At 64.1% G+C, this 22654-nt stretch carries 21 protein-coding genes and 5 tRNA genes; 9 read left to right on the top strand and 17 right to left on the bottom strand.

Annotated features, from left to right (window positions below; all coding sequences use genetic code 11):
* Positions 1–88 precede the first annotated feature (88 nt).
* Positions 89–1177 carry a sigma-54 dependent transcriptional regulator gene (locus QD172_RS11725; protein ID WP_077378557.1) on the top strand — a complete coding sequence of 363 codons (1089 nt, stop codon included), beginning with the start codon at positions 89–91 and terminating at the stop codon, positions 1175–1177.
* A gap of 118 nt (positions 1178–1295) precedes the next feature.
* Here QD172_RS11725 and QD172_RS11720 read toward each other — a convergent pair.
* The 9 genes from QD172_RS11720 to QD172_RS11680 all read right to left on the bottom strand — a co-directional run bounded on the left by QD172_RS11720 (position 1296) and on the right by QD172_RS11680 (position 6687).
* Positions 1296–1370, bottom strand: a tRNA-Gln gene (locus tag QD172_RS11720).
* Between the two features lie 3 nt (positions 1371–1373).
* Positions 1374–1449, bottom strand: a tRNA-Phe gene (locus tag QD172_RS11715).
* A 77-nt stretch (positions 1450–1526) separates the two neighbouring features.
* Positions 1527–1602 (bottom strand) — tRNA-Thr (locus QD172_RS11710).
* 49 nt (positions 1603–1651) lie between these two features.
* Positions 1652–1726: transfer RNA gene (locus tag QD172_RS11705), tRNA-Gln, on the bottom strand.
* 5 nt (positions 1727–1731) lie between these two features.
* Positions 1732–1807 (bottom strand) — tRNA-Phe (locus QD172_RS11700).
* 104 nt (positions 1808–1911) lie between these two features.
* On the bottom strand, positions 1912–2223 hold the full coding sequence (locus tag QD172_RS11695) for an oxidative damage protection protein (protein WP_077378554.1): 312 nt from the start codon (positions 2221–2223) through the stop codon (positions 1912–1914).
* 138 nt (positions 2224–2361) lie between these two features.
* On the bottom strand, positions 2362–3534 hold the full coding sequence (mutY, locus tag QD172_RS11690; protein WP_279855812.1) for an A/G-specific adenine glycosylase: 1173 nt from the start codon (positions 3532–3534) through the stop codon (positions 2362–2364).
* Between the two features lie 115 nt (positions 3535–3649).
* Positions 3650–6046, bottom strand: coding sequence for an AsmA family protein (locus QD172_RS11685; RefSeq protein ID WP_279855811.1), 2397 nt, complete (start codon positions 6044–6046; stop codon positions 3650–3652).
* Positions 6047–6240: 194 nt separating this feature from the next.
* Positions 6241–6687: an acetyl-CoA sensor PanZ family protein gene (locus tag QD172_RS11680; protein WP_077379332.1), complete on the bottom strand. Its 447-nt coding sequence runs from the start codon at positions 6685–6687 to the stop codon at positions 6241–6243.
* A gap of 295 nt (positions 6688–6982) precedes the next feature.
* Here QD172_RS11680 and hisB point away from each other — a divergent pair, with 295 nt between their 5' ends.
* The 4 genes from hisB (at position 6983) to hisF (ending at position 9986) form a co-directional block, all read left to right on the top strand.
* Positions 6983–7576: an imidazoleglycerol-phosphate dehydratase HisB gene (gene hisB, locus QD172_RS11675; RefSeq protein WP_077378545.1), complete on the top strand. Its 594-nt coding sequence runs from the start codon at positions 6983–6985 to the stop codon at positions 7574–7576.
* A gap of 121 nt (positions 7577–7697) precedes the next feature.
* Positions 7698–8339 carry an imidazole glycerol phosphate synthase subunit HisH gene (hisH, locus tag QD172_RS11670; RefSeq protein WP_077378543.1) on the top strand — a complete coding sequence of 214 codons (642 nt, stop codon included), beginning with the start codon at positions 7698–7700 and terminating at the stop codon, positions 8337–8339.
* 115 nt (positions 8340–8454) lie between these two features.
* Positions 8455–9201, top strand: a complete 747-nt coding sequence (hisA, locus tag QD172_RS11665) for a 1-(5-phosphoribosyl)-5-[(5-phosphoribosylamino)methylideneamino]imidazole-4-carboxamide isomerase (protein ID WP_077378540.1) — start codon at positions 8455–8457, stop codon at positions 9199–9201.
* Positions 9202–9212: 11 nt separating this feature from the next.
* The gene (gene hisF, locus QD172_RS11660) at positions 9213–9986 is read left to right on the top strand and encodes an imidazole glycerol phosphate synthase subunit HisF (protein WP_077378537.1); all 774 of its coding nucleotides are present in this window, start codon (positions 9213–9215) and stop codon (positions 9984–9986) included.
* Positions 9987–10092: 106 nt separating this feature from the next.
* On the opposite strand, the gene QD172_RS11655 is transcribed toward hisF, so the two are convergent.
* From QD172_RS11655 to QD172_RS11645, 3 genes are all read right to left on the bottom strand, one after another.
* A complete protein-coding gene (locus QD172_RS11655; RefSeq protein WP_279855810.1) occupies positions 10093–10923 on the bottom strand; it encodes a CHAD domain-containing protein in 831 nt (276 codons plus the stop codon).
* 90 nt (positions 10924–11013) lie between these two features.
* Positions 11014–11625 (bottom strand): DUF416 family protein, encoded by a 612-nt coding sequence (locus tag QD172_RS11650; RefSeq protein WP_077378530.1) that lies wholly within the window; start codon positions 11623–11625, stop codon positions 11014–11016.
* 153 nt (positions 11626–11778) lie between these two features.
* Positions 11779–12075 carry an MGMT family protein gene (locus QD172_RS11645; RefSeq protein ID WP_077378527.1) on the bottom strand — a complete coding sequence of 99 codons (297 nt, stop codon included), beginning with the start codon at positions 12073–12075 and terminating at the stop codon, positions 11779–11781.
* A gap of 258 nt (positions 12076–12333) precedes the next feature.
* Here QD172_RS11645 and QD172_RS11640 point away from each other — a divergent pair, with 258 nt between their 5' ends.
* A complete protein-coding gene (locus QD172_RS11640; RefSeq protein ID WP_170877471.1) occupies positions 12334–12948 on the top strand; it encodes a type 1 glutamine amidotransferase in 615 nt (204 codons plus the stop codon).
* Positions 12949–12983: 35 nt separating this feature from the next.
* Here QD172_RS11640 and mnmH read toward each other — a convergent pair whose 3' ends face one another.
* Together mnmH and QD172_RS11630 are read right to left on the bottom strand one after the other, a co-directional pair.
* Entirely contained in the window at positions 12984–14090 is a 1107-nt protein-coding gene (gene mnmH, locus QD172_RS11635; protein ID WP_279855809.1) for a tRNA 2-selenouridine(34) synthase MnmH, read from the bottom strand.
* Between the two features lie 157 nt (positions 14091–14247).
* On the bottom strand, positions 14248–16092 hold the full coding sequence (locus tag QD172_RS11630; RefSeq protein WP_170212667.1) for a SulP family inorganic anion transporter: 1845 nt from the start codon (positions 16090–16092) through the stop codon (positions 14248–14250).
* A 277-nt stretch (positions 16093–16369) separates the two neighbouring features.
* Here QD172_RS11630 and QD172_RS11625 point away from each other — a divergent pair, with 277 nt between their 5' ends.
* Complete coding sequence (locus QD172_RS11625; protein WP_084209466.1) at positions 16370–17014, top strand: DUF1415 domain-containing protein; 645 nt, start codon at positions 16370–16372, stop codon at positions 17012–17014.
* Between the two features lie 111 nt (positions 17015–17125).
* Here the strand turns inward: QD172_RS11625 and radA are convergent, their stop codons facing one another.
* From radA to QD172_RS11610, 3 genes are all read right to left on the bottom strand, one after another.
* The gene (radA, locus tag QD172_RS11620; RefSeq protein WP_077378515.1) at positions 17126–18541 is read right to left on the bottom strand and encodes a DNA repair protein RadA; all 1416 of its coding nucleotides are present in this window, start codon (positions 18539–18541) and stop codon (positions 17126–17128) included.
* 185 nt (positions 18542–18726) lie between these two features.
* The gene (locus tag QD172_RS11615) at positions 18727–19194 is read right to left on the bottom strand and encodes a copper resistance protein NlpE N-terminal domain-containing protein (RefSeq protein WP_077378513.1); all 468 of its coding nucleotides are present in this window, start codon (positions 19192–19194) and stop codon (positions 18727–18729) included.
* A gap of 180 nt (positions 19195–19374) precedes the next feature.
* Positions 19375–20514, bottom strand: coding sequence for an alkene reductase (locus QD172_RS11610; RefSeq protein ID WP_279855808.1), 1140 nt, complete (start codon positions 20512–20514; stop codon positions 19375–19377).
* A 271-nt stretch (positions 20515–20785) separates the two neighbouring features.
* On the opposite strand from QD172_RS11610, the gene hisC reads away from it, so the two are divergent.
* Both hisC and QD172_RS11600 read left to right on the top strand, forming a co-directional pair.
* Positions 20786–21841: a histidinol-phosphate transaminase gene (gene hisC, locus QD172_RS11605; protein WP_279855807.1), complete on the top strand. Its 1056-nt coding sequence runs from the start codon at positions 20786–20788 to the stop codon at positions 21839–21841.
* A gap of 119 nt (positions 21842–21960) precedes the next feature.
* Positions 21961–22404, top strand: coding sequence for a VOC family protein (locus QD172_RS11600; protein ID WP_240499622.1), 444 nt, complete (start codon positions 21961–21963; stop codon positions 22402–22404).
* The last annotated feature ends 250 nt before the right edge of the window (positions 22405–22654 follow it).

Genomic DNA, 22654 nt, shown 5'->3' with positions numbered 1-22654 from the left:
TGTCACCAGAAGCAGCCCGACAATTATGCTCCTGCAGCGATGCTCTACGAGCTGCTGACAGGGGTCCAGCAGCAAGGGAACATCACTCATGACCGCACTGAAGGCTCACCATCAGGCTACGCCGATCACCACTGCGTTGAATCTGACTGTCGACTCCCCCGCACGGGTGAAGTCTCTACCGACAGGCCGGCCTAACGGTTTTGAGGGGTTCATCGGAGGCTCATCGTCCATGCAGACCCTCTATCGCACCCTCATACAGGTCGCCCATTCGGACGCCCCCATCTTCATCACCGGCGAAAGCGGCAGCGGCAAGGAGCTATGCGCCACTGCCATCCACCGCCACAGCCCGGTACGCGAAGGCCCTTTCATCGCCGTCAACTGTGCTGCCATCCCGGCGGAGCTATTGGAATCACAGCTGTTCGGGCATGTGCGTGGCGCCTTTACCGGTGCCGTCAGTGCCCAGCAGGGCCTGGCCGTGGCAGCGGATGGCGGGACGCTGTTCCTGGATGAGATCGCCGAACTGCCCTTGCCACTGCAGAGCAAGCTGTTGCGCTTTCTGCAGACCGGCCAGGTGATGCCCGTGGGCGCGACACGCACGGTCGAGGTCAACTGCCGTATCGTCTGTGCCACGCATCAGGACCCGCGTCAGCTGGTGGAGACCCATCGCTTCCGCGAAGACCTCTTCTACCGCCTGCACGTCATCCCGCTCAAGGTGCCGCCCCTGCGCGAGCGCGGAAGTGACATTCTCGAGATCGCCAACGGCTTGCTGAGTCGCATGGCCAGCCACGAAGGCAAGCATTTCACCAGCCTGAGCGCCTGCGCGGAACAGGCGCTGCTGGCCCACGATTGGCCGGGCAACGTGCGCGAGCTGGAAAACACCCTGCGCCGCGCCATCATCCTCCACGAGGGCGAGAGTCTCACGGCCGCCATGCTGGACCTGCCAGCACACGGCGGCTCACACGAGAGACTCGAGCACGCACCACCCGGCGCCGAGAACCAGGGCCTCTGGCAGCGCCCGCTGTGGATGGTGGAGCGGGATGCCATCGAGACGGTGATAGCGGCATGCGATGGAAGCATTCCGCGTGCCGCTGCCATTCTGGAAATCGCCCCATCGACCATCTATCGCAAACGCCTCAGCTGGCAGGCCCATCACCCCGGCTCATCCGCCGCGCATTGAGCGCCGAAAGACGCAAGGCGAGCAGACGCCAGACGCCAGACGCAAAAAAGCCACCCCGGAGGGTGGCTTTTCTGTTGGCTGCCGAATTCATCCTGCGACTTCATCTGCTAGCCAGAATTGGCTGGGGTACCAGGACTCGAACCTGGGAATGCCGATACCAAAAACCGGTGCCTTACCACTTGGCTATACCCCAATTTGGTGGCCAGAGACGGAATCGAACCGCCGACACGGGGATTTTCAATCCCCTGCTCTACCAACTGAGCTATCTGGCCGACCGGAAGACACAAAAAAAGCCGCCTGGGCGACTTCGATATCCTGCGTTCTTCGTTCATCTACAGAAGCCTGAAGATGGTGCCGGCTAAAGGAGTCGAACCCTCGACCTACTGATTACAAGTCAGTTGCTCTACCAACTGAGCTAAGCCGGCACAAAGAACTCATGATATGAGTCTTCTTACTACGTTACTGCATGTCAGCTGGCTGGGGTACCAGGACTCGAACCTGGGAATGCCGATACCAAAAACCGGTGCCTTACCACTTGGCTATACCCCAACACTTGGTGGCCAGAGACGGAATCGAACCGCCGACACGGGGATTTTCAATCCCCTGCTCTACCAACTGAGCTATCTGGCCCTTGCCAACGAGGACGTATTAAATAGAAAACCTTTCCCGACGTCAACCCTTGCTTATCAAGAATTTGGCGTCGTTATTCGTCTTCCATCGCCCTCGCCGTCTCGTCAGACTTCGTAGCCCTGTCCGCCCTGCGCTTCGCCCTTGGCGGCGGCGTCAGTCGGGACGAAACCTTCGGCCTGATCGGTCTCTTCGTTGCGGAAGAAACGCTCCATCTGCTCCATCAGATAGCGACGGCTGTCGGCATCCATCATGTTGAGGTGCTTCTCGTTGATCAGGCGTGTCTGCAGCGCCTGCCATTCTTCCCATGCCTGCTTCGAGACGTTGGCCCAGATATCCTGGCCCTTCTCGCCCGGCAGCGGCGGAAAGTCGAGACCCGGCAGGTCCTGGTCATACTTGCGGCAATGTACGGTGCGCATGGGTAACTCCGTAAGAGAACTGGATGTCAGTGCGGTTGAGCGCCGAGCCTTCGCCAGACGCCTTTACTGTTGCCTCATTCTCGCACGCCTGGGCCGCTTTGCCCCAGACGTGCGGCCGATGCCGACGTCTACAAGGCCTCACAGGCCGAACAGATCATCCGTGCAGCGCGCCAGCAGCGCCTTGACCGGCGCCGGCAGACCCACGGCGTCCGGCGCGGCAGGGTCGACGAAGCGGCGGTCGGCAGCTGACTCGTTGACGCTCCCGGCCGCTTGAACTGCCGCAAGCCCTGCCTCCCCCAGCTGGACCGGCTGCGGCGTGATGGTCAGCCGGAAGTGGCTGAAGACATGCTCGAAACTGTCCAGCGGCGCCTCCAGATGCGCGCCTCGCGCTTCACGGGCAATCCACTCCCGCGCGGCCTCACGGTCCTCGACCAGCGGCGGCGCCCACAGGCCGCCCCAGATGCCCGTCGGTGGGCGTCGTTCGAGCAGAATCCGGCCCGCCTCGTCACTGACCAGCAGCATCAGCGTCTGACGTGTCGAAATAGCCTTCTTGGGCTTGCTCTCGGGGAAGCGCTTTTCCTCGCCGCGTGCATGCGCCACACAGACTTCCTCGAAGGGGCAGCGCGTACAATCCGGCTTGCTGCCGCGCGTGCACAGGGTGGCCCCGAGATCCATCATCGCCTGGGTCCAGTCCGCCAGCCGCACCTGCGGGGTATAGCGCTCCGCCAATGCCCACAGCTTGCGCTCCACCGCCGGACGTCCCGGCCAGCCTTCCACGGCATGCAGGCGAGCCAGCACGCGCTTGACGTTGCCATCGAGAATCGGCGCCCGTTGTCCGGTGCTGATGCTGATGATCGCCCCGGCGGTCGAGCGCCCGATACCTGGCAAGGCCGACAGTGCCTCGACACTCTCGACCGGGAAGGTGCCGCCATGCTCAGCGACCACCTGTTGAGCGGCCTTGTGCAGATTGCGCGCCCGGGCGTAGTAGCCAAGCCCCGTCCACAGGTGCAGCACCTCATCGATCTCCGCCGCCGCCAGCGCGGCGACATCCGGGAAGCATTCCATGAAGCGTGCGTAATAGGGCAGCACCGTCGTGACCTGGGTCTGCTGGAGCATGATCTCCGAGACCCATACACGATACGGGGTGGTGTTCTCCTGCCAGGGCAGGTGCTTGCGGCCATGCTCATCGAACCAGTCGAACACGCGGGCCTGGAATTCCTCCGGGCTCAGCGCAATGCTTGCCACGCCTGGCGGGGCGTGGGTATCAGATGCCGCCACGTCAGGCGTGGCCGCAGTGTCAGGTACCGCCATCAAGACTTCCTCTACTCGTGACTCGTACCATGGCGCGCCATGGTCTGGGCTCCAACGGCAGCACGCCAGCCCCGAGGGACTGGCGTGCCGGTCTTGCTGTGCTAGGAGCGCGTGATCAGTTGAACAGCCCCTGAATCGCGCCCTTCAGCTTGTCGCTGGCGCCTTCGCCCAGCTTGTCATCGATCTTCTTGCGCGTGTCTTCATCGAGCTTCTCATCCAGCTTCTCGCTGACCTTCTCGCCCGCCTTGCGCTTGGCTTCATCCTTGGCCAGTTCCGCGGCGGCCGTCTGGAAGCCCTTCTGGTCGAAGCCGCACCATTCGCCCGGTTCACCGCTCAGGTTGCCCTGACACTGCACCGGGAAGCGCAGCTTGACCAGACGCGGATTGACCTCACAGGCAGCGTCATCCGTTCCTTCGATGAAGCGCGCCGCCACGTTGTAGTCAAAGGCTTCGGTCGGCAGGTTGAGCTGCCCCTTGCCATCCAGCGCGATACCCGGGATCGCCAGTGCCAGATCCTGATTGCTGATCACGCCATTGGTGACCTTGAAGCTGCCCTGTGCGCGTTCCAGCGGGGTATTCGCCGCCCAGTCACGCGAGGACGTCTTGCCACTCAGCGTCGCCACCGTGGTGCACATCTTCTCGGACACGTTGACGTCGAGTATCTCGCCATTGCGAATCTCGAAGTCACCCGAACCATTCAGGTTGCGCTTCATGCTGTCGAGTTGATTGGTGCTGGTGGTGTAGTCGCCATTGAGCGTCAGACGGCCACGCAGGATGTCATCCTGCTCAGGCGCCAGTGCCTTGAGGAATGGCGCGATATCCAGATTGGTCAACTTCTCGCCGAAGCTCATGGTCAGCGGTGTCTTGCGACTGTCGATGCGGGCACTGGCTGCCAGGCTACCGCCGTACAGACTGGCCGTCAGGCTATCGAGCTGCTGCAGTCCCGGCTGACCGGACAGCTTGGCGGACACCTTGCGCATCTCGAGTCCGGATGCCGTGAGGTTCGCGATGTCCAGCTGGCCCTTGAGCCCGAGAGTTCTGAGCAGCTCCACCGGCAACACCTCTGCATCGCCGTCAGCCGCGTAGGCCGGCGCCACCAGTCCTGCCGTCACCCCCGTACCGAGACTCGCAGTCTTCTCGCTGGTCTGCGACGGGAGGTAGTCATCCAGATTCAGCGCATCGACATCCAGATCAAAGGTGATCTGCGAGGCATCGAAGGAGGAGCCGAGACGTCCGTTGATGGTGGTGTCATCCAGTGCCATCACCAGGTTGGTCAGCTGTACCTGTGACAGATCGCCCTTGAGCGGGCTGGAGAATGCCAGCGAGGTCAGTGCATCGCCGCGTGCCGTCTGCGGTGCCTGCATGCCGACCCGCGTCATCCACGCCTTGGGCGACAGCGGGGCCAGCTTGAACTGCCCGCTGTAGCTCAGCGCCTCGCCCGTGATGTCACTGGCCTTGAGCGCCCCGCTCAGACGCAGGTCACTGCCCGAGGTCAGCAGCAGATCGGAGAGCGTCGCGGTGCCTTCGGCAAGATCCGCTTCCGCCCCGAAGGTCGCCTTCACCGGCAGCGCCTTCTCTCCCAGCGACGGTTCGTTGAGCGAGGCATCCAGCTCCCCACCCTCGATGCGATAGCGCTGCTGCTCGGTATCCAGTGTCAGGGTATCGATCTCCAGCGCCAGCTGCTGGGACTGCTCGCTCAGCGACGGCATGCTGGTGGCGGTGTCCAGGCTGATGCCGGTCAGGACATGGCGACCGTTCTGAAGGTCCAGCGCCACCTTGCCGTCCAGATTGATGGTGCTGCGCAGCTCAGGCTCACGCCCCTCCGCCACGAAGGACAGCTCCACCGGGAACGCCTTGGTCGGGCTGACGTTGCTGGAGCTCAATGCCAGCTCATTGAGCGTCATGTCGAGACCGCTGGCAGCATCCTGGTAGGTGATCTGCCCATTGGTGACCTGAATCGAGGCGATATCGAGATTGACGGCCATGCCTTCAGCGCCATCGCTGACACCGGCATCTCCCTGCGTCTCATCGGCCATGGCGACACCGGCACTCTTGGCGGGAGGCAGGGCCTTGTCCGCCGCACCGCTCTCGGCGGCATCGGCAGCATGCTGCAACAGACTCTCCCAGTTGCCTCGCCCGTCAGCGTCTCGCTTGAGGTCCAGTTTCAGGCCATCGAGGAACACGCCCTCGACCTCCACCTCACCGCTCAGCAAGGGCGCGAAGGACACCCCGACCTCGGCACGCTTGAAGGAGGCGAAGGGTGTCTGGTCGTGAGCCTGCTCCGGCAGCCAGGTCTGGGCGTCCTCGACACTGACGCCCAGACGCGGGTAGAACGACCAGTCCAGCGGACCGTTCAGGGCCAGCTCCAGCCCCGCCTGGTCCTTGACCGCCTTGACCAGACGCGGCTTGAGATCATTCGGGTCGAGGAAGGTGGTGACATAGATCACCCCCGCCACCACGACCAGCGCCAGTACTCCGACGATGGCCAGCAAGGCTCTGAACAGTGCTTTCATCTGCGTCCTCCCTTTGACACGATGAGATGTCCGGGCTGCCTTCGCTCCTGAAGGCATTGCCCGGCACGTGTGAATGATCCCGATTGTCGCACCTGAGGGCGCGAACGTGCGCCCGATGCCAGACGCCAGCGTCAACGTTCACCTGCGGTGGACAGGCCCCGGCGTCATCAGTTCCTGTCACGCCGGTCCAGCCGTCAGCTTTCGCTATCTGTCTGGGCCAGCACGAAGCCTTGCTGCTCGGCATCCTTCACGTAACCGAGCCGCGACAGCAGAAGCTCGTCAGCCAGCGTCAATCCTTGATCCGGCACGACCAGCAGGCGCTCACGCGCCGCCGCTTCCAGCGACATCAATGCCATCAGGCGCGTTCCCACCCCGCGTCGCCGGGTGCTCTTGCGCACGCAGCAATGACGGATGCGCCATGCCCTTCCATCGTCCTCGCACAGCAGGGCGCCGATATGGCGATCATTGAAGAAGGCGGTGCAGAAGCGATGACCGGTCTCCAGGCTGGCCTGAATGAACTCATCCGGCGCGAGTGGCAGGCGTTCACCGGGGGCTTCGTGATAGATGCGTGACAGGTCGATGCGCACTTGCTCATCGGCCTGCCAGCGTGCGTGATCGATCATCTGAAGAGTGACCGGCATGGTGAGATCCTCGCCCGCGATATGAATGCCCGCCATTGTAGCGGATGCCGTTGTCCTTTCTCTATAATGACTGGCTGGGCAGGCAAGGACGACGCGTCTGCCATCGATCAGTGACCCGCAACCTCGACAACGTCACTGGATCACGCTTTCACTTGCGACATCACATGACAACAACCACATGATGCGCACTTCCCGGCCGGACTGGACATACGCCTCTCACACCCAGGCCCCAGACTGCGCCAGACCTCATCAGCCCCGAAGCCGCGGTGAGGTCACCGACCGCTGGAGAGACATCATGGCAGAGCGTATCGCCGAGGTTCATCGCAACACCTCGGAAACCAAGATTCGGGTTCGCATCAATCTGGACGGCGAAGGCAAGCTGAGCGCCAACACCGGCGTGCCCTTCCTCGAACACATGATGGACCAGATCGCCCGTCACGGCGTGATCGACATCGACGTCGACTGCGACGGTGATCTGCACATCGACGACCACCACACCGTCGAGGACATCGGCATCACTCTCGGCCAGGCCTTCGCGCAGGCGCTGGGCAACAAGGCCGGCATCCGCCGCTACGGCCATGCCTACGTGCCGCTGGACGAAGCCCTGTCGCGCGTGGTGATCGACTTCTCCGGTCGCCCGGGCCTGTTCATGCAGTGCGAGTTCACGCGCGGCAACATCGGGCGTTTCGATACGCAGCTGTTCTGGGAATTCTTCCAGGGCTTCGTCAACCATGCCGGCGCCACGCTGCACATCGACAACCTCAAGGGCTTCAATGCCCACCACCAGGCGGAGACCATCTTCAAGGCCTTCGGCCGTGCCGTGCGCATGGCGGTGGAAGAGGACGAGCGCATGGGAGGCCGCATCGCCTCCACCAAGGGCTCGCTGTAAGCGTCGTGACGCGCGGCCAGAGGATGTGTCGCCAGCCATTGCCGCTTGCCGGGCACCGGGTGGCACTTCCTCTGCATGAACATCCAATGCCGGAGTCCCCTCCGGCCTGCGGGAGAAAGACATGACGATTGCCGTCATCGACTATGGCATGGGCAACCTGCACTCCGTCGCCAAGGCACTTGAGCATGTGGCTGACGAGAATGTCGTGATCACCAGTGACCCGCGCGCCATCCGTGGTGCGACCCGCGTGGTGCTGCCCGGTCAGGGCGCCATCCGCGATTGCATGGGCGAGCTTGAGCGCGCCGAACTGCGCGGGCTGGTCGGCGAACTGCTGAGCAACCACAGCAAGCCGCTGCTGGGCGTGTGTGTCGGTCAGCAGATGCTGATGGAGCGCAGTGAAGAGAACGGTGGCATCGATTGCCTCGCCTACTTCAAGGGCGATGTGAAGCGCTTTGATGACAAGCAGCTGGACGAACACGGCCAGCGTCTCAAGGTGCCGCACATGGGCTGGAACCACGTCGCCCACACCCAGGGCCATGCGCTGTGGGAAGGCATCGAGGACAACTCGCGCTTCTACTTCGTGCACAGCTTCTATGTCTCGGCTGCCGAGCGCTCACAGGTCTTCGGCGCGACTCACTACGCCGGTGCCGAGGCGCACGTCGCCATCGGTGAGGGCAGCCTGTTCGCGGTGCAGTTCCACCCGGAGAAGAGTGCGGCCGCCGGCCTCAAGCTGCTCGAGAATTTCGTCCGCTGGCAGCCCTGAGGGCTCACCTGCGTGACCGTCGGTGCCTGCCTTGCGAGTCGGGTACCGATTCATCCGCCTTCGATATACCGACGACAATTCAGGCGTGCCAAGACACGCCGAGAGGACACCCGACATGCTGGTAATCCCCGCGATCGATCTCAAGGACGGTCAGTGCGTACGCCTGAAGCAAGGCCGCATGGAAGACTCCACCAACTACGGCGATGACCCGCTGGCCATGGCCGCGCGCTGGGTCGAGGCCGGTGGTCGCCGCCTGCATCTGGTCGATCTCAACGGTGCCTTCGAAGGCAAGCCGGTCAATGGTGACGCGGTGACACGCATCGCCCGCGCCTACCCGGAGCTGCCGATCCAGATCGGCGGTGGCATCCGTGATGCCGCGACCATCGAGCACTATCTGGAGGCCGGCGTCGGTCAGGTCATCATCGGCACCAAGGCCGTGAAGGAACCGGCCTTCGTCGCCGAGATGTGCCGCGCCTTCCCGGGCCGCATCATCGTCGGTCTCGATGCGCGTGACGGCTTCGTGGCCACCGATGGCTGGGCCGAGGTCTCCACCATCAAGGCGACCGAGCTTGCCAAGCGTTTCGCCAATGACGGCGTGTCCTCCATCGTCTACACCGACATCGCCCGCGACGGCATGATGCAGGGCGTCAACATCGAAGCCACCGTGGCGCTGGCCCGCGAAGGCGGCATTCCGGTGATCGCCTCCGGCGGCGTGACCAACCTGGACGACATCCGTGGCCTGGCCGAAGTGGCCGATCAGGGCATCCTCGGCGCCATCACCGGTCGCGCCATCTATGAAGGCAGCCTGGATATCGCCGAAGCACAGGCGCTGTCCGACGCCATCACCGGCCGCACGGCCTGAGGGGAGCGATCATGGCACTCGCCAAACGCATCATCCCGTGTCTGGACGTCGACGCCGGTCGCGTCGTGAAGGGAGTCAACTTCGTCGGCATCCGCGATGCCGGTGATCCGGTCGAGGTCGCCAAGCGTTACAACGAGCAAGGCGCCGACGAGATCACCTTCCTCGACATCACCGCCAGCGTCGACAACCGTGGCACCACGGTCGACATGGTGTCGCGCATCGCCGGTGAGGTCTTCATCCCGCTGACGGTCGGTGGTGGCATCCGCACCTGCGAGGACATCCGCACCATGCTGAATGCCGGCGCGGACAAGGTCTCGATCAATACCGCCGCCGTGTTCAACCCGGACTTCGTGCGTGAAGCGGCGGACCGCTTCGGCAGCCAGTGCATCGTGGTCGCCATCGACGCCAAGCGCGTCAGCGAAGAGGGCGAGACTCCGCGCTGGGAAATCTTCACCCACGGTGGGCGCAAGCCAACCGGGCTCGACGCTGTCGAGTGGGCGAAGAAGATGGTCGAGCTGGGCGCCGGTGAATTGCTGCTGACCAGCATGGACCGCGATGGCACCAAGGCCGGCTTCGATCTCGGCGTGACACGCGCCATCTCCGACGCCGTCAGCGTGCCGGTCATCGCCTCCGGTGGGGTCGGCACTCTCGACCATCTGGTGGATGGCGTGCTCGAGGGCGGGGCGGATGCGGTGCTGGCCGCCAGCATCTTCCACTTCGCCGAGTACACCATCCCGCAAGCCAAGGCCTACATGGCCGAGCGCGGCATCGAGATGCGCCTCTGAGCGATCTCCTTCGCGTCAGGCAGATACACGAACGCCGCCACTCCTCAGGGAATGGCGGCGTTCGTGTCTTCAGAGGCATTACCCGCAGGTCAGGCGACGACAGCGCTCAGGCGTAGCCCAGCTTCGCCAGTGGTGTGAGCGCCTGCTCGAGTCGCTGGTCGGCAAGTCGCAGAATATCACCCACCAGATGCTTCTCGGCGGCGGGCAGCATCACCCGCTCGCCGACCCACAGCGCCAGCTCGGCAAGGTCATGCTGATTGCCCAGACGGGATGCTGCCTTGTCGAGCAATTCCGGCTCACGACGACGCCCACGACTCGGTGACTCGAGTTCACGCCCTGCCGTCTCCCCCAGCGCCGCATGCGCCAGTGCCAGCTGGAACCTGCGGTACTTGATCCACTTGCGCAGCCGGTGGGACGTCTCGATCTCCCGCTTGCTGATCACCCGCGCCGCCAGCTTGTGGAGGCGGTGACGACTGAATTCCAGTCCGGCCGTGAGCTCCTCCCCCGTCAGCGGAGCGGCCTGCCAGGCGGCCATCTCGTCGCTCAGCAGCCGTTTCAGAGGTGCGTGATCCAGCTCCGCCACCGACTCGCTCAATGCGGTACTGATCAGCCCCGGACGCAGCGCATCCAGCAGACGCTGGCTACGCTCATCCACCCAGGCATAGGCGCGCGCATGGGTCTTGCGCAGCATGCGCGCCTCACGCGGGCCGGCCAATGCCCTGGCGATGGCGCGCGGACGCGCCTGATGCTCACTCACCGCCGCCTTGCCCAGTGACTCACGTCGCAGTTGCCACCAGCCCCGCAGCTGCTTGCAGTCGACGCGCAGCGCATGGACCTCCTGCGCGGTGAGCGTCGCCTGCGCCAGATGCTGCTGCATTGACTCGAGATGCGCGAGGATCAGGCCATTCAAGGGATCAACGCCTGTGCGGGAAAGCATCTGACTCGTCTTGCCCATCTGTCTCTCCAAGGGAATGGCCTGGCTGCCAGTGTCAGCCGGGCAGGCTCGCTCACCCGGTCTTCCGGGGGCTCATTCCTGCAAGGATAGCCCCAGATTGCTGACATCCTCGTTACGCCCCAGCCGCTTGAGCGCTCGCCAGTCATCACGCTCAAGACGCGGAGCCTCGACACTCTCCAGCACGGCGTCCTGGAAGTCGCGCTCATCGACCATCAGCGGATGTTCGCGAATCATGGCTTCCAGCGCTTCCTGCTCGATGCCCTCACCGGCCTGCAGGTCGATCAGCGCGCGAACGCCATCGGCGGACAGGCGACTGACCTTGAGCGCGGCTTCCGGCTCCTCACTGATCAGCACATCGATGCAGGCGGTCAGCGCCATGACGGCTTCCAGTGCACGGCGCGCACCGAAGCTGTCGTCATGCTCGTCGGGCTCGAAGGCCGTGACCTTCTCGGCCTGCAGCGAGAAATCGATCTTGGCATCGCGAACGCGCAGCTGCTCCCAGACGAGGTCCAGCAGCTTGCGCAACTCGCGCGTGGTCTCCAGCGCGCTGGCGGTGCCATTGGCCTCGGCGTAGAAGCCGGCATTGGGCAGGAGTCGCTCGGTCAGCGTTGCCATGAAGGCGGTACGGCGAACGGGGGCCAGCGCTTCCAGACGCGCGCGGAAACCAGGAACAGGCTGAGTCATGACGGCTCTCTTCTCACTTCACTTTTCAAAGAGGCGGGGCACATGTCGGGAGGGGAAATCCGCCAGCCGACAGCCCGCCACAGATGGCATGGGACATGCGTTAGGGTAGCGCACTCAGGCGGTCTGACGAACGAGACTTTGCCGCGGCGAGATTCACGGCCACAGACATTCTCTGGGCACGCGGCCGACAGCATCGAACAGCACGCCTTCGCTGCGCAGTTTCTCGCGCTGACGCACCGCGCCACCGTGGTCGGTGACCTTGAGCGAGGCATTGATCACCCGATGCCAGGGCAATTGATGGCCATCCGGCAGATGGCGCATGGCCGAGCCGACCATGCGTGCGGTGGCACCATCGGTCATGCTGGCGATTCGCCCGTAGGTCGTGATTCGCCCTGCCGGAATCTGCGCCACCACGGTGTATATCTGCTCGAGCAGTTCAGCACGCATCACGCTCTCCCCTGTTTGTGATCAAGCTCATCCAGCACGATACCTCCACCTGCGCGCTGCGCAATGGCGGGCATCAGGGGCACACGAGCGCAGACCTCGGGTCTTTACGCTGCCAGATGGCTGACGCATGATGACGCCATGCACCTTTACTTCATACATCAAGGCCTTATCCCCGACGCAGCGCCTCACTCAGCGACTGATGCCCTGCCACGATCACAAGGCTGGCAGGACTCCGTACGCCTGAGCGACTGGCTTGTCGGCATGGGCCACAGCTACAACACCAGCTTCCCGCTGGATGGCGAGACGCTCCCCGGCATCGACGATTTCCAGGCGCTGGTGATCCTGGATGGCCCTCAGCCATTGTCAGGTGCCGAGAGCGCCCAATCACAGCCACTGCGCCTGCAGCGCAAGCTGATTCGCCGCGCGCTCAACAGCAACCGCCCCGTACTGGGCATCGGGCTGGGCGCGCGCCTCATCGCCGAGCAACTCGGCGCCATCGTGTCTCCGGCCGTGGTGCCGCAGCGTCGCTGGGCCACGCTCACGCGCAGTGACGAGTGTCCCGTGGGACTGCCCGCCGAATTCGAGACGCTGCTGTGGCATGAGGAGATCTGTGGCCTGCCGGAGGATTGCGAGCTGCTGGCCAGCGGTGAGCATACCCCGATCGCCGGATTCAGCTGGGATGCTGGCCGGGTGCTGGCGCTCAACTTCCATCCCCATCTGGATGCCGGCGCAACGCGTGACCGTCTCCGGCATCACCCCGCCCCGAATGAGGGTCGCGGAGTGCAGTCAGAAGACACGCTGCTGGAAGACCCGAAGCGCTTTGATCGGCAGGCCGCCCTGCTGGACCGCCTGCTGGTGGACTGGCTCGACGCCTGAGGTGCTCCCGGGCGGCGCTGAGGCCCTACGACGACTCAGCGCTGCCAGCGATGCGTGGCGCTCCAGTCACGCACGAAGGCGAGCGTGTTGTCCCAGTCGCCGACATGCAGGAAGGTACGCTCGTGCTTCTCGAGCTGATAACGGTACATGGGGTCGTAGTATTCGCTGAGCAGCGGGGCCAGCCAGCCCTCATGGGCAGTGGGATTGCCGCGCTTGTGTTCACGGAAGGCGATGTCCTGCATGCGAATCAGGCGCGCCAGACGTGCACTGCCCAACCGCTTGCGCAGACGCAGCAACGCCTGACGCAGCTGACGCTGCAGCAGTGCCCAGCCAAGGAAGTCACCATAGTGCCCGCTGTAGGTGGCCCACAGCCCTTCGATGTAGTCCTTCTGAATCTGCACCAGTCGCCAGTCCAGTGGCATCTCGACTCTCACCAGCGGGGCAGCCTCCATCGCGCGCCATGCCTGCAGCGGAATGTTGACGCTGCCGATGAAGCGCGACTCATCTTCCATGACGGTGGGCGCGTCCGCGGCCAGTGACAGCATCTCGGCGCTGATGCGATGCTCGAAGTCGATCTGGCTCGGTGCCGGGAAGGGGTGACGGCCGAAGGCCGAGCCCTTGTGGCGCGCGCAGCCTTCCAGGTCGATGCCATTGTCGAGCGCATGGATCAGCTCGGTCTTGGCGCAGCCGGTCAGGCCGCCGATCAGCAGCATCGGGGCCTGCTCGACGCGCTCATCGATATGCTGGCAAAGCTGCTGACGCATGGCCTTCCAGCCCCCGGCGATCCGCGGGCGCTCGATGCCTGCCTCCTTCAACCATTGCTGGCTGAGCTGAGAGCGCATGCCGCCCCGGAAGCAGTAGAGAATCGCCTCGGGATGGCGCTCGACGTGCTCGACCCAGGCACGAATCCTGGCGCGCTTGATCCCGCCACTGACCAGCTGATGACCCAGATGCACCGCCGACTCCGGGCCGACCTGCTTGTACTGCAGACCGACCCGGTGACGTTCCTCGTCATCCATCAGCGGAAGGTTGACGGCCCCCGGCAGGGAGCCGGCCGCAAATTCGATCGGTGCACGCACATCGATCAGCGGACGGCCATCGCGAATCAGATCGCAGCTGGCCGCCACGGTGGGCAAACTCATGGGCATCTCTCGACAGGAAAACGGAAATGAGGCAATGGCCGGCGACTCGCACCCGGCACATCGATGGCAGGCATTCTATCGCATGCACGACATGGCCCCCAGCCTTGCCGTCTCGCGTGCCGCCAACTCTCGCCCTGTCAGCTGTCGCACCACCCGCTCAGGCCAGCGGCGGCGTCAGGCGAATGCCCTGGCTCGGGCCGATGCTGTCAGGGCCGAACAGCGGGCAGGACGCACATGCGGCCGGCTCACCGTCGTGTGGCCGATGCGCCTCGGACACTGCCTCGCGCAGCGCGGCAATGGCCGCCTCGGCAGTATGAAAGTAGTGCTCATCCCCCATGCGCTCAAGGAAGCCTCCGCGCTCCATCACTTCCAGCGCGTAGCGTCGGAAGCCGCACATGCTCAGGCTGCCGCCGGCATCCTGTAGGCGGCGCTGCTCGATCTCGAGCATCTCGGCCCCCGCGATGTCGATGAAGTTGCAGCCGGTGCCGAGCAGGATGACGTGCTTGCCGGTATAGCGCGCCAGCTTGCGCTGGACGTGGTCCACCGCGCCGAAGAACAGCGAGCCATCCACTCGCAGGATGACGACCTCACGGCATTGGGTCAGCTGATAGCGCTCGGCATTGCGCACGCCCAGCTCCGGGTGTTCGGGGTCCGGTGCCATTTCCACCAGACGTGGACGCGAGGTGCGATTCAGATACAGCACCAGCGACACCAGCACGCCGGCGAAGATGGCGAACTCAAGCGGCAGCAGCAGCGTGGCGAGGAAGGTGATCACCAGCACCACCGCTTCCTCGCGGCTGACGGTGAGAATCTGACGGATATGACTGAATTCGATCAGGTTGGCGGCGATCACCATGATCAGGCCCGCCATGGCGGGCAATGGCAGCCAGGCCGTGACATTCGGCACCAGCAACAGCACCGCCAGCACGATCAGGGCCGCGATCATCACCGACAGCGGCGTGCGGGCGCCGGCATCGTAGTTGGCCCCTGAACGGGTGAAGGAGCCGGAGCCGGCGAAGCACGAGAAGAAGCTGCCGACCAGATTCGACAGCCCCTGGCCGATGAACTCCTGATTGCCATCGATGCGCTGGTGCGAGCGCACCCCGATGGCGCGGGCGATGGAGACCGCCTCGATCAGGCCGAGAACCGCCAGCGCAAAGGCCGCACCGCCCAGCGAGCGCAGGGTGTCAAACCCCAGTGGCGGCAGAGAAAGCGGCGGCAGGCTGCCGGAGAGAGCCCCCACCATCGGGATGCCTGCCTCGCTGCCACCCAGCAATGCCGCAACCCCGCAACCGACGGCCATCGCGACCAGCATCCACGGCAGTCTGCGATTCACCCGTCGCACCAGCAAGGCACTGGCGAGCGTACTGAGGCCGGTGATCAGGGTCGCCCACGAGGTGTCTTCCAGGTGCCCAAGCAATGCCCACCAGGTGCCGAGGAAGCTCGAGGCATCTCCCAGCGCGATACCGAACAGATGCTTGAGCTGACTGGTGGCGATCAATACGCCGGCACCGGCGGTGAAGCCGATCACCACGGTATGCGAGATCAGATTGACCAGCGCCCCCATGCGCAGCAGCCCGAGTGCGAGCTGGATGATGCCGACCATGCAGGTCAGCGCCAGCACCAGCGGCAGGTATTCCGGACTGCCGGGGGTGGCCAGGGTCGAGACGGTACCGAAGACCACCATCGAGATGGCGGCGGCCGGCCCGCTGACCATATGACGCGAGCAGCCGAAGAGTCCGGCGATGATCGCGACCACGATGGCGGCATAGAGTCCATGCGCCGGGGGCAACCCCGCGATCAGCGCGTAGGCCACCCCCTGAGGCAGTACCAGCACCGCACCGCTCAGCCCGGCGATCAGGTCCGCGCGCGCATCTCTCGGCGACAGCTGGCGCATCCAGCCCAGAAACGGCAGCAGGCGTGACAGGCGGTATGCCGTGGCACTCGACGTGGCAGAGGCATCATCGGCAGGCTGGCGTGGCGGTGGATTGTCAGCGGGCAAGAAGTGCCTCCATGAAGGTGCGTGGGCTGCGGGAGAGGCCATCGCCTCCGTGAAGAAACGATGCCGGGGCCGGGCGTGGCGACGTCCGGCCCCGGCAAGTCTATCCCTGAATACGCTGATGAAACAGCGTGTCAGCGAACCGTACTCGCCGGCCCGGGGCTCCCTTTGTCGGTAGCGATACCGGCGACAATCGTGGCGCGCTGCCAATCCGGACTGGCCATGGCCGGCATGAGCAGTGACAATGCACCCTCCTGACACCGCTGCGGACCCTGACGCCATGACCACCGACGCTACGCCTGCTGACACCACCTCTTCCACCCCGTCGGCCGGCTATACGCCTGCACTTGAGGTCAGTGAGGCCGAGGCCATCGAGACCACCCGCCAGTGGGTCGAGACGCACATCATCGCGGACAATCTATGCCCATTCGCGGCACGTGAAGTGGCGCGCAACAGCGTCCAGTACGCAGTCATCCCCGGCGCGGGACTCGAGCGTTGCCTGCAGGCACTCGGCGATGAACTCCTCAACCTCGATGCCAATCGCGATGCCGAAACCACCCTGGTGATCTTCAAGGATGGCTTCCGCGACTTCGATGCCTATCTGGAGCTGCTGGATTACGCTGAGGCACTGCTCGAGATGCAGGGCTATGAGGGCATCTATCAGCTGGCCAGCTTCCATCCGGACTATGTCTTCGAGGATACCGAGGAAGACGACGCCGCGAACTACACCAACCGCTCGCCCTTCCCGATGCTGCACCTGCTGCGGGAAAGCTCGGTCGAAGCGGCGATCAATGCCTATTCGGGGGATGTGGAAGAGGTGCCGGCGCGCAACGAGGCGCTGATGCGCGAGCGTGGCGTCGAACAGCTGGTCGCACGCCTAAAGGCCTGCGCTCACGCCGCCCGTCAGGCTGACAGCCAGGACTGACATCACGCCCAGTGGCAATCCCATATGCACAAGGCCAGCCGCGAGGCTGGCCTTGTGCGTTTCAGGCGGAATGTCACCGGAAGGCTTGCGCGTGGCAGCTGCCGGCAGCCATCACAGGGCCTCCAGCGCCTGGGACAACTTGTCGACCGCGACGATCGTCATGCCCTTGGGCGGATTCTTGGGGGCATTGCCCTTGGGCACGATGGCGCGCGTGAAGCCATGCTTGGCGGCCTCGACGATGCGCTCCTGCCCACTGGGCACCGGACGGATCTCGCCGGACAGGCCGACTTCACCGAACACCACCAGTTCGCGCGGCAGCGGGCGGTTCTGCAGACTGGATACCACCGCACACAGCACCGCGAGGTCGGCGCTGGTCTCGAGTACCTTGACCCCGCCCACCACATTCAGGAAGACATCCTGATCGCCGGTGAACAGGCCGCCGTGCTTGTTGAGCACGGCCAGCAACATCGAGAGTCGATTGCCATCCAGACCGACCGCGACGCGCCGGGGATTGCCCAGCGGCGAATCGTCCAGCAACGCCTGGACCTCGATCAGGATCGGCCGAGTCCCTTCCCAGACCACCATCACCAGGCTGCCGGAGGATTGCTCCTCGCTGCGTGACAGGAAGATCGCACTGGGGTTCTTCACCTCCTTCAGGCCAAGCTCGACCATGGCGAACACGCCCAGCTCATTGACCGCGCCGAAGCGGTTCTTCTGTCCGCGCAGGGTGCGAAAGCGCGAATCACCATCCCCTTCCAGCAACAGGGAGGCATCGATCATGTGCTCCAATACCTTGGGGCCGGCCAGCGAGCCATCCTTGGTCACGTGCCCGACCAGCAGCAATACGGTGTTGGTCCGCTTGGCGAAACGCGTCAACGCCGCGGCGGACTCACGCACCTGCGAGACGCCCCCCGGCGCGGAGGACAGATCCTCCAGGTGCATGGTCTGGATGGAATCGATGATCAGCACTTCCGGCTTCTCGCGCTCGGCGGTGGCCAGAATCGTCTCGACACTGGTCTCGGCCAGCATCTTGAGTCCCTGGGTCGGGAGCTGCAGTCGATGGGCACGCATCGCCACCTGCGACAGCGACTCTTCACCGGTGACGTAGAGCGAACGCTTGTGCTGCGCCAGCTTGCAGGCGGTCTGCAGCAGCAGCGTCGACTTGCCGGCGCCGGGGTGCCCGCCGAGCAATACGGCGGAGCCAGGCACCAGACCGCCGCCAAGCACGCGATCAAACTCACCGAAGGTCGAGGAGAAGCGCGGCACTTCGGCCAGCGAGACGTTGGACAGATCCGTCACGTTGTCACTCAGCGTGCCGGCATAGCCGCCTCTGGCGCTGGTGGCGCCACGTGACGCCCCGCCAGTGCTGATGCCCCCGGCAGCCGGCGCAGCCCCCGGCAATACCGTGGCACCGACCCGAATCTCCTGCAGGGTATTCCACTCGCGACAGCCGCTGCACTGCCCCTGCCACTTCGAGAATTCGCTACCGCACTCGGTACATACGAAGGCGCTCTTTGCTTTCGCCATCAGACCATCCTGTCAGGGAGTAATGATTTCGGACCACGTCGCCCGGCATGGCACCCATGCCCCGCATCGCCCGATGGCACCAGGCAGGGGCGCTCGATGCGAACGTCCGACACGGATGCCAGACACAAGCAAGGCGGCTTGCGCCGCCTTGCTGTCACCTCACGCGTGCATGACACGCGGTGGCATCACTCGCGCTTGAGACGCAGTGTCTCGCCGTTCTGGAAGCGGCGCTTCTGCGGGTCGACCAGTTCCAGTGTCTGGGGGTCCAGGCGCAGGAAGTAGTAGGTCTGGCCCTCGCCATTCGGCGTCAACTCATAGACGGTGGCATTCGGGTCGGTCACCGTACCTGACAGCACATCCCACTGCCCCTCGTAGTGCTCCGGCGCGGGCTGCTGCGGATGATCGCGATAGGTGGCATCGAGACTGAAGGTACGCGCTTCCGGGGCAGCATCTTCCGCTCCCTTGAGACGCACATCGAGGTCAATGCCCGTGCAACGACGACACGGCAGGGTGCCCTTGTAGACGGCAACCTGCTCGCTGGCTGTCTCGGTGGCGTCATTGGCAGCGGCACCATCCGTCGTCTGGGCCGTTGATGCGCACCCGGCGAGACCGACCATCAGCGCGGCTCCCACCATCAGAGTCCTGATCTGCATTGAATCCTCCTTAAGGCGATGATTCGATAGCAGCGTCAGCGCTATCGACGGCGAGCGGCCCGACTGCCTCGACAGACGGACCGCTCACGAGCTTCCACGCTCAAGAATAGCGGGTATCAGCCCCGTGAGGCCACCCCCCGATGGCGTTTATCGAACGCCATTCGCTAAATCATGTCGGCCTCAGCCACGGCGATCATGCCCGTTGTCGCGGAAGGGATAATCGGTGTAGCCCTCGGCACCGCCGCCGTAGAAGGTATCAGGATCCTGCTCGTTGAGCGGCGCATCCAGACGCAGGCGTTCGACCAGGTCCGGATTGGCGATATAGGGGCGCCCGATGGCGACGGCATCCGCAATGCCCTCGTCGATGATGCGTGCCGCACGCTCCCCATCGTAATGACCGCAGAAGATCAGCGCGCCCTTGACGCGCTCCCGCAGTGCGCGGCGGAAGTCATCGGTAAACTTGACGTCGCCGCCGGCCCAGTCCGGCTCGTTGACGTGCACGTAGGCAATGCCACGTCTGGAGAGCTGGTCTGCCATGTAGAAGGCCATCTCTTCCGGCTCGTCATCGGTGAGACCGAAGATCTCGATGAAGGGCGTCAGACGAATGCCGGTGCGCTCCGGCCCGAAGACCTCGGCGACGGCATCGACGACTTCCAGTGTCAGACGCGCACGATTCTCGACCGAACCACCGTACTGGTCGGTGCGCTGGTTGGTGCCGGTGGCCATGAACTGGTTGAGCAGATAGGCGTTGGCGGCATGCACCTCGATAATGTCGAAGCCGGCACGCTTGGCGCGCACGGCAGCCTGACGATAGTCCTCGACCAGCTGGGGGATTTCCTCCGTCTCCAGCGCACGCGGCGTGCTGGTGGGGTGGCGACCACTACTGCCATCCTCGAACTCGACGAAGCACTGGGCGCCTTCACCACGCAGGGCGCTGGGCGCGACCGGTGGCTGGCCATCCGGCTGCACCATCTCGTGCGAGACACGCCCGACATGCCACAGCTGAAGCGCCATGCGTCCGCCCTTGGCGTGCACTGCCTCGACGACGCCCTTCCAGCCGGCTTCCTGCTCATCCGTCCAGATACCCGGCGTGTAGACGTAACCACGCGCGGTCGGCGAGATGTTGGTCGCCTCGCTGATGATCAGGCCGGCGCCGGCACGCTGTCCGTAGTAGACCTCCTGAAGCTCACCGGGAATGCTGTCCGGGGTGCGCGCTCGGGTCAGTGGCGCCATCAGGATACGATTGGGCAGGGTCAGGTCACCGAGCGTGACCGGATCAAGCAGGGTGTCGGCGTACGGGGCCTTGGTGTTGGCAGTCATCGGTGCTCCTTGAGTCTCTGTTCTTTCGCCAGCCGCCGCTTCGGGCGAACCGGGCGGGCATGCCAGTGACATGCGGTGCGCCAGCCGATGCTTCAAGCGCACGCGGTGCATGAGAATAATGCTGGGATGGCAACAATGCGCCAGGTCGCGCCACGCGGCATCCTCGCGACTCATGCGAGAGCCTGCCGATGCTTGTACCGCGACGATCCAGCGGGCAACATGAAACCTATCCATGACACGGGTCATGCACTGTCACCAGCGGCGAGAAATCATGAGCAAGTACTGGAGCCCACAGGTCCACGACCTGACCCCCTACGTCCCCGGCGAACAACCGCGTGAGCAGCTGATCAAGCTGAACACCAATGAAAACCCCTACCCGCCGGCCCCGGCCGTGGAACAGACGCTGCGCGAGTTCAATGCCTCTGACCTGCGTCGCTACCCGGACCCGAGTTCCAGCTCGCTGCGCGCCGCCCTGGCCGAGACCTTCCATGTGGCCGCAGAGGAAGTCTTCGTCGGCAATGGCTCCGACGAGGTGCTGGCGCTGGCCTTCCAGGCCTTCTTCCGTCAGAACAAGCCGCTGCTGCTGCCCTCCATCAGCTACAGCTTCTATCCTGTCTACTGCCGCATGTATGGCATCGAATCACGCAGCATCGCGCTGACCGACAACTGGGAAGTCGATCTCGAAGCCTTCGGCAGTGACAATGGCGGCATCATCTTCGCCAACCCCAATGCCCCGACAGGGCATGGCCATGGCCGCAAGGCGATTGCCGCGCTGCTGGAGCGCAACCCGCAGAGCGTGGTGCTGGTGGATGAGGCTTACGTGGACTTCGGGGGGGAAAGCGCCATCCCGCTGATTCATCAGTATCCGAATCTGGTCGTGTCAGGCACTTTCTCGAAGTCGCGTAGCCTGGCGGGCATTCGCCTTGGCTATGCCGTGGCCTCGCGGGAGCTGATCGAGGGCCTGGAGCGCGTGAAGGACTCCTTCAATTCCTACCCCATCGATTGTCTGGCCGAGCAGGTCGGCGTCGCCGCGCTCAGTGATCCCGCCTATTTCGATGAGTGCCGCACCCGCGTCATCACTACCCGTGAGCAGACGCGCGATCGCATGGCCGCATTGGGCTTCGAGATCCTGCCGTCACAGACCAACTTCGTGCTGGCGACTCACCCGACCCATGATGCCGGCAAGCTGTTCATCGGCCTTCGCGAGCAGGGCATCCTGGTCCGCCACTTCAATACCGATGCGCTACGCGACCATCTGCGCATCAGCATCGGCACCGATGCCGAGATGGACAGCCTGATCGAAGCACTGGAAACCCTGTGTCGTTGAGATAGCGCACAGCATGACCCGTGATGGGTTCAATGAAAGAAGGCGCCCACTGGGCGCCTTCTTTCATCAGGATGTCACTCGGGCATTCGCCACCGAAGACTCTCAGCAGGAGCAACCATATGACAACGGAACGTCCCACCATGGCATCAAGTGCCACTTCGACAGCGCGCCTGCCTTTGACGCGAGTGCATCACGTGGCACTCATCACCGCTGATTACCCACGCGCCAGGCGCTTCTATCTCGAGGTCATGGATGCGCAGGTGATCCACGAGGCCTATCGTGAAGCCCGCGACAGCTACAAGCTCGACCTGCGCTTGCCGGGCGGTATCCAGCTGGAGCTGTTCTCCTTCCCGTCACCGCCTGAGCGCCCAAGCTATCCGGAAGCCTGTGGGCTGCGTCACCTGGCGCTGGCAACCGAGGACATCGACACCTGTGTCGAGCTGCTGATCGCCCGTGGCGCCACGCCAGAGCCGATACGTGTCGATGAATACACCGGCGCCCGCTTCACCTTCCTGGCAGACCCTGACGGTACGCCCATCGAGCTCTACGAAGTCTCGCCCTGATGTGATGGCGCGCTGAAACTTCACTGGCTCTGAAGACAAAAGGCCCCGAAGACAAAAGGCCCCTGTCGATATCTCGACAGGGGCCTTCTTGTGGCATATGCACGTTGCTCACGCAGAGCTTTCCTCTCGCTCTTTTCTTTCGCCCACTGCTATTTCGCACGCAGGACTTTCTGCGCAACTTCTCCGAGCACCACTTCTCCGAGCACGACTTTTTCCGCGCACAAAGAGAACCGCCCCTGCAGCTGGGCTG

The organism is Cobetia sp. 10Alg 146 (genome assembly GCF_029846385.1).
GTDB lineage: Bacteria > Pseudomonadota > Gammaproteobacteria > Pseudomonadales > Halomonadaceae > Cobetia > Cobetia marina.
The sequence above is the reverse complement of the archived record's forward strand: the minus strand, read 5'-3'. Positions and strand labels throughout refer to the sequence as shown.

Bases quoted from the DNA above. Each gene is read 5' to 3' on its own strand.
- QD172_RS11640 (WP_170877471.1), top strand. From the start codon at position 12,334: ATGGGCCACAGCTACAACACCAGCTTCCCGCTGGATGGCGAGACGCTC.
- QD172_RS11725 (WP_077378557.1), top strand. From the start codon at position 89: ATGACCGCACTGAAGGCTCACCATCAGGCTACGCCGATCACCACTGCG.
- hisB (WP_077378545.1), top strand. From the start codon at position 6,983: ATGGCAGAGCGTATCGCCGAGGTTCATCGCAACACCTCGGAAACCAAG.
- radA (WP_077378515.1), bottom strand. From the start codon at position 18,541: ATGGCGAAAGCAAAGAGCGCCTTCGTATGTACCGAGTGCGGTAGCGAA.
- hisF (WP_077378537.1), top strand. From the start codon at position 9,213: ATGGCACTCGCCAAACGCATCATCCCGTGTCTGGACGTCGACGCCGGT.
- QD172_RS11685 (WP_279855811.1), bottom strand. From the start codon at position 6,046: ATGAAAGCACTGTTCAGAGCCTTGCTGGCCATCGTCGGAGTACTGGCG.
- QD172_RS11600 (WP_240499622.1), top strand. From the start codon at position 21,961: ATGACAACGGAACGTCCCACCATGGCATCAAGTGCCACTTCGACAGCG.
- mutY (WP_279855812.1), bottom strand. From the start codon at position 3,534: ATGGCGGTACCTGACACTGCGGCCACGCCTGACGTGGCGGCATCTGAT.
- QD172_RS11695 (WP_077378554.1), bottom strand. From the start codon at position 2,223: ATGCGCACCGTACATTGCCGCAAGTATGACCAGGACCTGCCGGGTCTC.
- mnmH (WP_279855809.1), bottom strand. From the start codon at position 14,090: ATGAGTTTGCCCACCGTGGCGGCCAGCTGCGATCTGATTCGCGATGGC.
- QD172_RS11680 (WP_077379332.1), bottom strand. From the start codon at position 6,687: ATGCCGGTCACTCTTCAGATGATCGATCACGCACGCTGGCAGGCCGAT.
- hisA (WP_077378540.1), top strand. From the start codon at position 8,455: ATGCTGGTAATCCCCGCGATCGATCTCAAGGACGGTCAGTGCGTACGC.
- QD172_RS11625 (WP_084209466.1), top strand. From the start codon at position 16,370: ATGACCACCGACGCTACGCCTGCTGACACCACCTCTTCCACCCCGTCG.
- QD172_RS11650 (WP_077378530.1), bottom strand. From the start codon at position 11,625: ATGACTCAGCCTGTTCCTGGTTTCCGCGCGCGTCTGGAAGCGCTGGCC.
- QD172_RS11610 (WP_279855808.1), bottom strand. From the start codon at position 20,514: ATGACTGCCAACACCAAGGCCCCGTACGCCGACACCCTGCTTGATCCG.
- QD172_RS11655 (WP_279855810.1), bottom strand. From the start codon at position 10,923: ATGCTTTCCCGCACAGGCGTTGATCCCTTGAATGGCCTGATCCTCGCG.
- QD172_RS11615 (WP_077378513.1), bottom strand. From the start codon at position 19,194: ATGCAGATCAGGACTCTGATGGTGGGAGCCGCGCTGATGGTCGGTCTC.
- hisC (WP_279855807.1), top strand. From the start codon at position 20,786: ATGAGCAAGTACTGGAGCCCACAGGTCCACGACCTGACCCCCTACGTC.
- hisH (WP_077378543.1), top strand. From the start codon at position 7,698: ATGACGATTGCCGTCATCGACTATGGCATGGGCAACCTGCACTCCGTC.